The following is a 12,121-nucleotide window of genomic DNA, read 5'->3' on the forward strand; positions in this document are numbered from 1 at the left end:
GGACGGCGGCCTCTCCATGGTGATCGGTGGCGGTTCGGCCGGGTGCCGTGACTTCATCCGGCCGGGATGCGGTGTTGGTGTCCGGGACGGCGGATGTTCTGCCGTGGTCGGTGGTGGTTCGGCCGCGTGACGTTACTCATCCGGACGCGTGGCCTTCTGTGTGTGGTCAGGCAGGAGTGCGCCCGATAGGGACGCTGTGATCCGTTGTTGCGGTGGTGGGATGCGCGGCCGGTTGGCGCCGGGAACTCGGAGTTCCCGGGCGCGGTGGTCGGGGTTGGGGTAGGCGGAGCCGTAACGGAAGAAGAAGGCTTTTAAGAGGCTGTTACGGACGCTATTTCGTTGAGGGGGAACTCCAAGTAGTCGCCGGCTTCCTCGCACCACGCGTCGAGTACGCCGCTGTGCAACTCGCCATGGCTGACGGTGGCGGTCACCCCGTCGGACAGGGTGATCAACGCGCGCACGCCGCGATCGACGACGAAGCCCAACAACGACTGCTGGGCGGTCGGCAGACGGCTGGCCATACGGCCGATCAAGGCCCAGGTCTGGACGGCCTGGCGCGCGTCTTCACGCCCCTTGATCAGACGTTTGGCGTGCTCATGCGGGTCGGGCGGAGGTTCGGTGAGCAGCGGCGGCGGGTCGAGTTCGGCCACCCGCCCACCCGGCAGCAGGATCAGCCGCCCGCCCTGCGGCTCGCGCCGGATCTCGATGTCCCCCGTGTCGTTGACCGGGACCGGCGCATAACCCGCCTCCCGCAGCGAACGCAACGTGCGGTCGGCAGGGGCGGAGCTGGCGAGCACGGTCGGCGCCAGCTGGCGCAAGCCGAGTTTGGCCAGCTTCCGATGCCCGGCGATCTCGGCCAGCAGCCCCGGATCGGAGCCCTGGACGATGCAGCCGACCGACGTCACCGTCACCTCACCATGGCGCCGGGCGACGTCGTTGATGAGGTAGACGAGGGGCTGGGGAAGGGTGCCGACCTGGGCGAGTTCGTCGAGCAGTTCGTCGGCGGTCGAGCCGCCGTCGAGGGCGCGGCGGACGGTCGCGGCGCTGAACCGCCAGATCGACGCGGCGCCCTTCGCCTCGCGGGTGGCGACCCGGTCGAGGAGCGAGGCCAGTTCGACCGCCGGAGGGCCGGTGACCACGGCGGTCAGGTCGGCGCCGAACAGGGCGGTGCGCTGCGCGCTGGCCAGCGCCCGGGTGGACGTCTCGGCCAGCGCCGGGTCGTATTCGACCTCGGGCGCCGTGTCGTCGTTCTCGTCGCCGGAGACCGGGCCGAGGGAGGCGAGGGCGCGGCCGAGGTCGGTGAGGGAGTCGCAGGCGGTCAGGCCGAGGATGCGCGACTCCTCCAGGATGCCGGGGGTGCACTCGGCGAGCAGTTCGCGGTCGAGGAGCGGGGCCCGCCAGTGCACCGACTGGACGAGTTCCTGCAAAGTGGCGAAGCCCTGGCCGGGCTCGACGTCGGTCAGGGCGCCGAGTACGGCCCGGCGGATGCGGGCGATGGTCTCTCCGGCGGGGTCGTCGCCGAGGACGACCGGGTAGCGGCCGTCGGTGCGGCGCAGCGACGAACGCTCCATCCGCCACCAGGCCGCCAGCAGCACGCGCAGCCGGTGGGGGGCGTCTTCGAGCCGCCAGGAGTCGAAGCGCTCGGTCGGCACCAGACCGCCGGCCTTCTCGTCGAGGGCGAGCAGGCGGGCCACCGCGCAGACCTCGATGAGCAGCCGGACCTCCTCTTCGGAGGTGCCGGTCTCCTTGACGACGCGGCGGATCTCGCGCACCCCGACGCCGCCGTTCTTCAGCAGCGGGAGCGTGGTCTTGTCGGTGTTCTCCAGCAGCGCCGTCGCGCGGTCGAGCAGGTGGGGCGCGGCCAGCGCCATCGCCAGGTCGACGGCGTCGCGGTCGACCGGGATCGTCGCAAGGTCGGGCGGATAGGGGGTGAACGGGCCGTGGTATTCGGGGCCGCGCAGGCCGAGGGCGACCTCGCGGGGCATCTCGGCGACGTCCCATTGGGTGCGGAACAGCAGGCCGCGATCTTGCGCCCACTTCTCGGGGGTGCCGGGGTTGACGAAGCGGTTGCCGTCGACGCTGCGGACCGGGCCGTCCCAGGCGAAGTCGTCGAGGAGGCCGACGGTGCCCTCGGGGGCCGATGAGAGCAGGTCGCCGAGTTTGTCGGGGTCGCTGAGCAGGGCGGTGACCCTGGCGACCATCTGGCGTTTGCCGCCCGCCGGGGCGATGCCGAGCGTGCGGCACATGCGCCGCAGCCCTTCGGCGTTGAGCGCCCACGATTCGAGGTAGCCGTGGAGGGGTTCGCCCAGGCCGCAGGGGGCGGTCCACCAGCGGGCCACCGCTTCGGCGAGGTGGATGCGGCCGTCGGCGGCGGGCCAGGCCAGTGCGCAGTCGTAGAGCCGGTCGAGCCACGGGATCACCTCGGAGGTGGACACGCCGAGGAACCGGGCCAGTTCGTCTTCCGTCGGGCGGCCGCCGATGACCAGGCACGCCTGCAGAAGTTCCAGAGGGGGCAGCGGGAGGCCGCGCATGACCTCCATGACCGCGAAGGTGTTACCGAGTCGCTGCGCGAGGGCATCGATCCGCCGGGGCCAGGGCGGGGCGATCGCGTCCGGGCGGTTGGCCAGGACCCGCGCGAGCCGGTCTTCGTCGAGATGTGTCAGCCAGGCGATTAGGTGATCGTCCATCACAGATCTCTCAGGGCCTCGGGAAGCCGCGGTGGTGGAGACGCACGTGAGATCAAGATATTCGGCACCCTGGGCGACGAAAAGGTCATTCTCCTGTTCTCCCTCCTCCCCGCGAGCGTGCTGGACTCCACCTCAGCACAGGATCACGAGATAGGAAGGCGATCCCGGATACTCAATGGGGAATTCCTGGCCGGGCGTTCACACTCGCCCCAAGAGCATCTTTCTTTACGGCTCCGCCATCCCTGAGACGGTCCACGGACCCGGTGGCCGCTGCGGCATTCCACGGATCGTCGGCCAAGGGGTGCCCCCGCGTAGTCCGGGCTACACGGGGGCACCCCTCAGCCGGCGAGAACCGCCCAGACGGCCTTGCCCTGCGGGGCGAGCGGAGACCAGCCCCACTTCACACTGATCGACTCGACGATGTGCAGGCCGAGGCCGCCCGGCTCGAATGGGTTCTGCTCGCGCAGCACGGGCGAGGCCGAGCCCGGGTCGGTGAGCGCGCAGGTGACGAACCCGCCGCGCCTGATCAGGGCCAGCCTGATCACCTCGCGCCGGTGGCGTCCGCCGATCTCCAGGCCGTGGCGCAGGGCGTTGGTGGCGAGTTCGGAGACGACCAGCTCCATCCCGTCGCACAGGTCACCCAGTTCCCATCCGGTCAGCGTCCCGGTCGCGAAACTCCGGGCGCTGTGAACCGAGTCCGCCCTCGGCGGGAGGACGAAAGTGGCGGCCTGAGAGGGGGAAAACGCAGGTGGAAGGTCACGCGCGGGTTCGGGCCACCAACCCACCGGGGGCCACCATTCGAGTGCCGACCATTCGAGGACCGAGTGCACGAGATCATGATGGGGCACGGTCTCGTGCATGTGCAACAGCGGATGCACGTGCAGATGGTCGTTGCAGGCGCTACCGTTACCCAAAACGACCCTGGGACGAAAGGGGCGATCTTTGACAGACTGTAGTTCAGTCCACATACCGGAGGAATGACTCGTGTCCATCGACCCGCCAGGTTCCGGCTCCACCGTCCGGCGCATCATGCTCGGCGCCAGTCTCCGGAGGCTGCGCGAGGGCCGGGACCTCACCCGAGAAGAGGCCGGATTCCACATCCGGGCCTCCGAATCGAAGATCAGCCGGATGGAACTCGGCCGGGTCGGATTCAAGACACGAGATGTCGAAGACCTGCTCACCCTGTACGGCGTCAGCGACGACGCCGAGCGACGGCAGCTCCTGGAGATGGTCCGGGAGGCCAACACGCCTGGTTGGTGGCACAAGTTCGGCGAGGTGTTGCCGAACTGGTTCGTCACCTTCATCGGACTGGAAGAGGCCGCCAGCGTGATCCGCACCTATGAGGTGCAGTTCGTGCCCGGTCTGCTCCAGACGTCGGCGTACGCCCGCGCGGTCATCCGGCTCGGTTTCCCCGACGCCCCGGATGACGAGATCGAACGCCGGGTGCATGTGCGCATGCAGAGGCAGGAGCGGCTGGCCAATGCGGGCGGCCCGCGCCTGTGGGCGGTCATCGACGAGGCGGCACTGCGCCGGCCCATCGGGGGGCCCAAGATCATGCGCGAGCAGATCGAGCATCTGCTCGACGTGGCCCGGCTGCCCAACATCACACTGCAGGTGATGCCGTTCCGCTTCGGCATGCACGCCGCCGAAGGCGGGGCCTTCACCATCCTGCGGTTTCCGGAGTCCGACCTTTCGGACGTGGTCTACGTCGAGCAACTCTGGGGCGCTCTGTACCTCGACAAGCGCGAGGACATCGATCCGTACCTGACGGCCATGGAACAGCTCTGTGTGGAGAGCACCACGCCGGGCGGGACCAGGGACCTGCTCGATGATCTTCTCAGAGAGAAAGTGTATGCAGACTTATAACGGGATGCCCGCCCACGCCCTCAACGGTGTCCAGTGGCGGAAGAGCCTGCACAGCAACTCCACGGGGAACTGCGTGGAGCTCGCCGAGCTGCCCGACGGCGGGGTCGCCGTCCGCAACTCCCGGTTCCCCGAGGGGCCGGCGCTCATCTACACGCGCGACGAGATCCGCGCGCTCGTGCTCGGGGTCAAGGACGGGGAGTTCGACGGCCTGGTCGCGTAACGCTCACATTTAACACGAGGTTCATTCACTTAACGGCTTTGGGCCGGGGGTGTAACACGGGTCAGGCAGCATGGTTCCCATGCTGGACCAGATGACCCTGTACCCCGTCGCCGACGACGTGCTCTTCGCACCCGGCGGCCGGGTCGTGATCAGGACCTACGGCGTCGCCTCCGCGGCCGATCCCTCCGACGGCCAACCGAGGTCGGTGGCGTATCGGACCTGGGTCACCGGTGTCCGCGACCAGCCCCGCTACTGGCGCTGGGGACACTTCGAAGACGCCCGCCGAGGCCACCGCAAAGTCCTCGAATGGCTCACCGGGCGCGGACCGCAGCCCGCGCCCGTCAATCCCTAGCGGACGGGCGAGTTCCAGCTCAGGATCACTCGTTCGCCGTGCTCGTAGCCCAGTGAGCAGTAGGTTCCGGTGTCGAGCCGGAGCAGCCGCCCCTCGGAGGCGGGCAGGCCGAGCCAGCGGGCCGCCAGCACCCGCAGGAGATGGCCGTGGGCCACGAGCAGCACGGAGCTGTCCTCCCCGGTGAGCGCGTCGACCGCCCGGGTGATCGCCCGGTCGGCGCGTTCGCCCACATGGTCGACGCTCTCACCCGGATGGGCCGAGTCACCCGGGATCACGCCGTCGCGCCAGATGTACCACCCGGGGATCGTCTCCCTGATCGTGGCCGTGGTGACGCCCTCGTAGCCTCCGTAGTCCCACTCCCACAGGTCGGGGTCGGTGTCCCACTCGGCGATCCCGGCCAGTTCGGCCGTCTTGGCCGCCCGCTGGGCCGGGCTGACCAGGGTCAGCGCGAAGTCGTGGTCTTTCACGACGGCGTCGAGGGCGCGGGCCTGCGCCTCGCCGTGGGGGGTCAGCGGGATATCGGTCCGCCCTGTATGGCGACCGGTTCTGCTCCATTCGGTCTCGCCGTGGCGCAGCAGAATGATGTTCACCATCCCCATGATGGTCGCTTCGTGGTCGATAGTCTCTGATTGCCGACGTGTCGCGACAAAGGGGAGCATGCTGATGGAACCGGTATCTGTGGGGTTGATCGGGGCCGGGCCATGGGCGGGCATGATCCACGCGCCGAAGCTGGCCGCGGGGCCCGACACCCGTCTCGCCGGGATCTGGGCCCGCCGTCCCGATGCCGCGCGCGAGCTCGCCGCCCGTAACGGCACCCGCGCGTTCGAGCTGCTCGACGAGCTGTTCGACCACTGCGACGCGGTGGCGTTCTGCGTGCCCCCGGGCGTCCAAGCCGAGCTCGGGGTGCTGGCCGCCCAGGCCGGCAAGGCGCTGCTGCTGGAGAAGCCCCTCGCCGACAGCCTCGACGGAGCGCTGCGCCTGGCCGACGCCGTCGCCGAGTCGGGCGTGGCCACCCAGATGGTCTTCTCCTTCCGGTACGCCGCCGCGACCGAGACCTTCCTCGACAGGGTCGCCGGCATCGACCCCTTCGGCGGTTACGCGGCCAACATCGGCGGCGCCCTGCACGGCGGCCCCTTCGCCACCCCCTGGCGGCTGGAGCGCGGCGCGATCCTCGACGTCGGCCCCCACATGATCGACCTGCTCGACGCGGCGCTCGGCCCGATCGCCGGGGTGCGCGCCCACGGCAACTCGCTCGGCTGGGTCGGGCTGCTGCTGGAACACGAGACCGGCGCCGTCAGCGAGGCGTCGCTGACCATGGCCGCCACCGGCGACCTCCCCGACGCCCGCGTCGAGGTGTTCGGCCGCAATGGCTCGGCCACCCTGTTCGGCGCCATGATGGGCGACGACGCTTTCAGCCGCATGGTGTCGCAGTTCGCCCGCACGGTCAGGAACGGCGGCGGTCACCCGCTGGACGCGGCCCACGGCCTGCGCCTCCAGCGGGTCATCGCGGAAGCGGAGCGGCAGCTCTCCGCCTGAGCAGCAGGGCCAGCCCCAGAGCCAGCGCGGCGCTGCCGGCGGCCGGGACGAACGTGCCCGGCGTGAACCCGGTGACGGTCAGGGTGACCAGCCCGGCCGCCGACAGCCCCGCCGCGGCGACCGTCCGCAGCGGCGTGGAACTCGTCGGGGGCGCCGCCTCGAACCGGCCGAACAGGGCCGTGAGCACCGTCAGGACCAGCGCCAGCCAGCCCAGCCAGACCGGCAGCAGCGTCCACCAGTTGCCCGACCACGGCTCGGGCGTCTCGGCGCCGAGCCCGAGGAACGCGACCCCGCCGACGGTGATGAGCGCGGTCATGTGCCAGAGGTAGAAGGTCATCATGCGCGGCGCCAGCCAGCGCAGCACCGGCGCGGGCAGCGCCCGGTTCAGCCACTCGCGCGCCCAAAGGGCCAGGCCCAGCTGCCCCGCGAAGACCGCGAGCATCACGGCGCTCGGCGGGGCCATGTTCGACGGCATGCCCGGCATTCCGATCATGCTGGCCGGGTAGGGCCCCGCGATCACCAGGGCCGCCGTGACCCCGAACCCGGCGCCTGCCAGCGCCAGGGCCCTTCTGCCCGTGAGGGTGAGCCTGCCCTGGGCGTACAGGAACCCGATGTGGTGGACGGCGAGCCAGACGAACGCGACGTTCAGATATCCGGCGGCCTCGAACCCATCGAACCTGATGAAGTCGACGGCGAGCGCCCCCGCGACGCAGACCGGCAGCAGGACCTTTGTCTCTATCCGGGCGAGCAGCGGCGTCGTGACGACGGCGAGCAGATAGACGGCGAGGAACCAGAGCAGTTGCCCGACCAGCCGCGACGCGACGTCGAGAGGCTGCGCGGGGACGCCGAGCGCATTGAGCAGGTAGGGGAGTGGCAGCCAGACCGCGATCAGCGGCAGCACCGGCCAGCCGAGCCGGACGATCCGCTTGCCGATCCACTTCTCGGCGCTCTGTGGCCTCGCGGTCCAGCTCAGGTAGTTGGCGGCGCCGCCCGCGAAGAACACGAGCGGCATGACCTGGCTGATCCACGTGATCAGCGGCACCGACGCGAGCGCGTTGCCGGTGACCAGGTCGCCACCCCGGTCGAGCAGCACCGGCATCGACCAGTGCTGCACCACGACGAGCACCATCCCCAGCACCCGGATCACATCGACGAATGGGTCACGCGGCGAGGCCACGGGATGGACGGGATGGGGGTGCGTCATGGACATCGGGGGCCGCCTTCAGGGGGGATCAGGTCCCTCTCAGCGTTCCGAAAACGCCCTCCGAAGTCGGTCCCGCGAGCACCCGTCTCGATCTACGGGCCCCCGCTACCCCGGATGGTAGTGCTGGCTACACCACGGGAAGCTCCCGGCCACAGGCCGTCGTGCCCGCGCCCGAAATTTCGGCGTATGGCCGCTTGGCACCGGTAGCCCAGGACGTCGGCGTTGGCCCGGCGGCGTGTCCACCGCACCCTGCGGTTCCCCGCCCACCCTGCGGCTTCCGATCGACCTGCATCCGGGGAACGGGGCCGCAGGGTTCGCGCCCGAAATTTCGTCATATGGCCGCTTGGCACCGGTAGTCCAGAACGTCGGCCCTGGCTCGGCGCGGTGTCCAACACACCCTGTGGTTTCCTGCGGAGTCCGATCGACCTGCCTTTGGGACGGGCCGCAGGGTTCGCGCCCGAAATTTCGGCATATCGCCAACCGGCCCGGCTGCGCATCCACCGCACGCCGTGGCGGCGCCTGCTTGTGCCCGCGACGCATCAGCCCGTGCGCTACTGATGCATCCGCTCGTGCGGCTGCTAGGTCCCGGAGAGGTAGGCCAAAACCGCCAGGACTCGGCGGTGGCCGCTGTCGCTCGGGGGGAGGCCGAGTTTGGCGAAGATGTTGCCGACGTGCTTGTGCACCGCTCGTTCGGTGACGACGAGGGTGGTGGCGATGTCGGTGTTGGAGTGGCCCTCGGCCATCAGCGACAGGACCTCGCGCTCGCGCGGGGTGAGGGTGTCGATCGGGTGGGCGTGGCGGCGGATGAGGAGCTGGGCGATCACCTCGGGGTCCATCGCGGTGCCGCCCCTGGCCACCCGCTCCAGCGCGTCGACGAACTCCGACACCCGGGCCACGCGGTCTTTCAACAGGTAGCCGATGCCGCCCCCGCCTCCGGCGAGCAGCTCGGTCGCGTAGGTCTGCTCGACGTACTGGGAGAGGACCAGGATCGGCTGCCCCGGATGGTCGCGGCGGACCTGGATCGCCGCGCGGACCCCCTCGTCGCGGAAGGTCGGCGGCAGCCGGATGTCGACCACGGCGATGTCGGGCCGGTGCTCGTCGACCGCCCCGTGGAACTCCTCGGCGGTCCCGACGGTGGCGACCACCTCGTGCCCCTCGGTGTTGAGCAGCAGCGTCAGCCCCTCGGCCAGCAGAACGCTGTCCTCCACGATGATCACTCGCACGTAAGCCCCACCCGCACCGCGCCCTTCCGCCAGATGATGGAAGCCGCACCGGCTTCCCGCCCGTATGTCATGCGCAGGTCGGCCCCACCCGCTTCGCGCTCGTGCGTCACGCGCAACGCGGCCCCACCCGCTTCGCGCCCGTGCGTCATTCGCATGGCAGTTCCACTCGCAAGGTCGTCGGCCCGCCCGGCGGGCTGGTCAGGGTGGTCGTGCCGTCGAAGGCGCTGACGCGGCGGCGGATGCCGGCGAGGCCGGATCCGCCCTGTTCGTCGGCGCCGCCCTTTCCGTCGTCGCTCACTTCGGCCACGAGCCTGCCTTCCGTACGTTGGACGCCCACCCTCGCCCGGGTCGCCGCGCTGTGCCGGGCCACGTTCGTCAGGGCTTCGGCGATCACGAAGTAGGCCGCGGCCTCGACCGCCGCAGGGAGGCGCCCCACGTCGGCCGTCTCGACCTCGACCGGCACCGGCGACCGCCCGGCCAGCGCCGCGACCGCGCCGGGCAGGCCGCGGTCGGCCAGGATCGGCGGGTACATGCCGCGGATGATGCCGCGCAGCTCGGTCATCGTCTCTTCGGTGCTCAGCCGGGCCTCGGTGATGAGCGCGGCGGCCTTGCCGGGGTCGTCGGCCAGCACCCGTTCGGCGATGCCGAGCCGCATGGCGATGGAGACCAGCCGGGCCTGGGCGCCGTCGTGGAGGTCGCGTTCGATGCGGCGCAGTTCGTGGCCGTGGGCGTCGAGCGCCTCGGTGACCCGTTCGGCCAGGCGTACGTGCCGGGGCGCCAGGATCGCCTTGGCCAGCCGGAACAGCCCGTCGGCGAGCCTCGGCACCACCCGGAACCCGACCGCCCCGACCAGCCCGAGGAACACCGGCACGGTGATCACCACCCGCGCCCACGAGTCGAGCGCCCACGGCAGGTAGATGGCGTGTTCGGGCAGCGGCGCCCACCACCAGATCGGGATCGACAGCCCCCAGCCGAGCGCGCCCCACAGCCCGATCGCCAGGATCCCGCCGATCGTCCCGGTGAAGGAGTGGACGACGAAGAACCCGAGGTCCCGCCAGGTCTGCGGGTCACCCGTGACGGCGCGCACCCGCGCTAGGGGACCTCCCTGGACGGGCCGGTAGGACGCCGTCACCCGCTCCCCGAGCCACGCCGCCGCGTTCCGCCGGGCCAGCGACGCGACCGCTCGGTTGAACCGGATCGAGTACGGCAGCAGCAGCAACCCGAGATAGGTCGCCGACAGGATCATCGTGATCACGGTGCCGAGGAGGGCGAAGAAGCCCAGGGGGACCAGCAGCAGATCGAGCACCAGCCGCCCGGTCGCCCTGACGGCCCGCCACACCATGGGGTCAGCCTAGCCTCACGTCCGGGTCAAAATCGCTGTTGGTACGGTATGGGCGCGTGACGCCGCAGCGAAGTCCGGTGTGAACCCGGCGCTGTTCCCGCAACTGTGAACCCTCCTCCCCGGAGGGCAGCCAGGTCGCCTGTGTCGTCGCCGACGCCATCCGCCCTCGTGGAAAGGGTGATCCGTCCCCGGGTCTCTCGTTCCGGCAACCCCCTTCGGAGGAACCTCGTGAGGCCCTTGCGTACGGCTCTCGCGGGTGTGTTGCTGGGTGTCACCCTGCTGTCCGGTTGCAGCAGTGCCGACACCGCGACCCCCGCTTCTCCCGCCGCTCAGAGCAGCGGCCCCTTCCCGGTGACCGTGCAGGCCGCCAACGGCGCCGTCACGATCGCGGAAAGGCCGCAACGGGTCGTGTCGCTGTCGCCCACGGCCACCGAGTCGCTGTTCGCGATCGGCGCCGGGCCGCAGGTCGTCGCGGTCGACGACCAGTCGAACTTCCCGCCCGAGGCGCCCAAGACCGCCCTGTCGGGCTTCAAGCCCAACGTCGAGGCCATCACCGCCGAGCAGCCCGACCTGGTGATCGTCTCCAACGACCTCGAAGGCGTCGTGGCCGGGCTTGGCAAGGTCGGCGTGCCGGTACTGGTCCTGTCGGCCGCCACCAAGATCGACGACGCGTACACGGAGATCGAGAACCTCGGCACCGCCACCGGCAACCGCGCCAAGGCCGACGAGGTCGTGACGGGGATGAAGCAGAAGCTCGCCGACCTGGCCGCCGCCGCTCCCCAGGCGAAACTGACGTACTACCACGAGCTCGACGTCACTCCGTATGCCGCGACCTCGACCACCTTCATCGGCCAGATCTACGCCCTGTTCGGCCTGGTCAACATCGCCGACGAGGCCCCCGACGCGGCCGGTGGCTACCCCAAACTGTCGGCCGAGTTCGTCGCCAAGGCCGACCCTGATTTGATCTTCCTGGCCGACGTGAAGTGCTGCCAGCAGAACGCCGAAGCCCTCGCGAAGCGCCCCGGCTGGGGCGGCCTGAAGGCCGTCAAGAACGGCGACGTGGTCGAACTCGACGACGACATCGCCTCCCGCTGGGGCCCCCGCGTCGTAGACCTGGCCGAGGCCATCGGCGCCGGGGTGGCCAAGGCCGCCGGCTGATGCCCGACCGCCTCCCATTCCGCTCGGCCGTTTGGCACGGAGCCCTTGCCAGCGCGCGAACGCCGACCGACAGCCGCATGAGGCCTGGCCAAGAGCACGGGCCGATGCCCAAACGCCCCTTTCCGCGCCTCGCCGCCCCAAGGCCTTCCGGCAGAACGCCACGACCGAGCCCGTTCAGCGCGCGACCGCCGACCGACAGCCGCATGAGGCCGGGACGAAACCACGGGCGGCCCCAAAGCCACGACGGAGTGGCTGCATGTCCAAGCACGCGATGCCGGGAACGAGTTGGTTCACACCGAAACGCGGGGGGCTGGGGCGGGGCTGGTCCACGTGCAAGCTCGGGGTGCTGGGGCGGGGCTGGTTCACGTCCGAGCTGGGGGTGCTGGGGCGGGGCTGGTTCACGTGTGAGTTCAGGGTGCTGGGTCCGAGCGGGTTCACGCTCAGGCGCGGAGCCGTCGCCGCTGTGCGGTGATCGTGCCGGTTCGGGTCAGGACTTGCCGCAATCGCGTCGTTCGCGAGCCGGTTCAGGTCAA

General features: G+C 70.4%; 12 protein-coding genes and 1 riboswitch. Of the genes, 6 read left to right on the forward strand and 6 right to left on the reverse strand.

Annotated features, from left to right (window positions below):
• Positions 1-311 precede the first annotated feature (311 nt).
• Together ACYQ78_RS01515 and ACYQ78_RS01520 are read right to left on the reverse strand one after the other, a co-directional pair.
• A complete protein-coding gene (locus ACYQ78_RS01515; RefSeq protein WP_459798808.1) occupies positions 312-2,687 on the reverse strand; it encodes a helicase-associated domain-containing protein in 2,376 nt (791 codons plus the stop codon).
• A gap of 338 nt (positions 2,688-3,025) precedes the next feature.
• The gene (locus ACYQ78_RS01520) at positions 3,026-3,565 is read right to left on the reverse strand and encodes an ATP-binding protein (protein ID WP_459798809.1); all 540 of its coding nucleotides are present in this window, start codon (positions 3,563-3,565) and stop codon (positions 3,026-3,028) included.
• Positions 3,566-3,716: 151 nt separating this feature from the next.
• Between ACYQ78_RS01520 and ACYQ78_RS01525 the strand changes: the two genes are divergently transcribed.
• From ACYQ78_RS01525 to ACYQ78_RS01535, 3 genes are all read left to right on the forward strand, one after another.
• The gene (locus ACYQ78_RS01525; protein WP_459799732.1) at positions 3,717-4,553 is read left to right on the forward strand and encodes a helix-turn-helix domain-containing protein; all 837 of its coding nucleotides are present in this window, start codon (positions 3,717-3,719) and stop codon (positions 4,551-4,553) included.
• Positions 4,540-4,773 carry a DUF397 domain-containing protein gene (locus ACYQ78_RS01530; protein WP_066365685.1) on the forward strand — a complete coding sequence of 78 codons (234 nt, stop codon included), beginning with the start codon at positions 4,540-4,542 and terminating at the stop codon, positions 4,771-4,773. The genes ACYQ78_RS01525 and ACYQ78_RS01530 overlap by 14 nt, the downstream gene beginning before the upstream one ends.
• 79 nt (positions 4,774-4,852) lie before the next feature.
• Positions 4,853-5,125 carry a hypothetical protein gene (locus tag ACYQ78_RS01535; RefSeq protein WP_459798810.1) on the forward strand — a complete coding sequence of 91 codons (273 nt, stop codon included), beginning with the start codon at positions 4,853-4,855 and terminating at the stop codon, positions 5,123-5,125.
• Here ACYQ78_RS01535 and ACYQ78_RS01540 read toward each other — a convergent pair.
• Entirely contained in the window at positions 5,122-5,718 is a 597-nt protein-coding gene (locus tag ACYQ78_RS01540; RefSeq protein WP_459798811.1) for a histidine phosphatase family protein, read from the reverse strand. The two genes, ACYQ78_RS01535 and ACYQ78_RS01540, sit on opposite strands and share 4 nt — an antisense overlap.
• Before the next feature lie 70 nt (positions 5,719-5,788).
• Between ACYQ78_RS01540 and ACYQ78_RS01545 the strand changes: the two genes are divergently transcribed.
• Positions 5,789-6,661: a Gfo/Idh/MocA family protein gene (locus ACYQ78_RS01545; RefSeq protein WP_459798812.1), complete on the forward strand. Its 873-nt coding sequence runs from the start codon at positions 5,789-5,791 to the stop codon at positions 6,659-6,661.
• Here ACYQ78_RS01545 and ACYQ78_RS01550 read toward each other — a convergent pair.
• The 3 genes from ACYQ78_RS01550 to ACYQ78_RS01560 form a co-directional block, all read right to left on the reverse strand.
• Positions 6,627-7,871 (reverse strand): acyltransferase family protein, encoded by a 1,245-nt coding sequence (locus tag ACYQ78_RS01550; protein ID WP_459798813.1) that lies wholly within the window; start codon positions 7,869-7,871, stop codon positions 6,627-6,629. The genes ACYQ78_RS01545 and ACYQ78_RS01550 overlap by 35 nt on opposite strands.
• Before the next feature lie 572 nt (positions 7,872-8,443).
• Complete coding sequence (locus ACYQ78_RS01555; RefSeq protein WP_459798814.1) at positions 8,444-9,088, reverse strand: response regulator transcription factor; 645 nt, start codon at positions 9,086-9,088, stop codon at positions 8,444-8,446.
• Between the two features lie 145 nt (positions 9,089-9,233).
• Positions 9,234-10,430, reverse strand: a complete 1,197-nt coding sequence (locus ACYQ78_RS01560; protein ID WP_459798815.1) for a sensor histidine kinase — start codon at positions 10,428-10,430, stop codon at positions 9,234-9,236.
• 27 nt (positions 10,431-10,457) lie between these two features.
• Positions 10,458-10,579: riboswitch (cobalamin riboswitch) on the forward strand.
• 79 nt (positions 10,580-10,658) lie between these two features.
• Between ACYQ78_RS01560 and ACYQ78_RS01565 the strand changes: the two genes are divergently transcribed.
• Together ACYQ78_RS01565 and ACYQ78_RS01570 are read left to right on the forward strand one after the other, a co-directional pair.
• Positions 10,659-11,588, forward strand: a complete 930-nt coding sequence (locus tag ACYQ78_RS01565) for an ABC transporter substrate-binding protein (RefSeq protein WP_459798816.1) — start codon at positions 10,659-10,661, stop codon at positions 11,586-11,588.
• Between the two features lie 256 nt (positions 11,589-11,844).
• Positions 11,845-12,060 (forward strand): hypothetical protein, encoded by a 216-nt coding sequence (locus ACYQ78_RS01570; RefSeq protein ID WP_459798817.1) that lies wholly within the window; start codon positions 11,845-11,847, stop codon positions 12,058-12,060.
• The last annotated feature ends 61 nt before the right edge of the window (positions 12,061-12,121 follow it).

Source organism: Herbidospora sp. RD11066 (assembly GCF_054661255.1).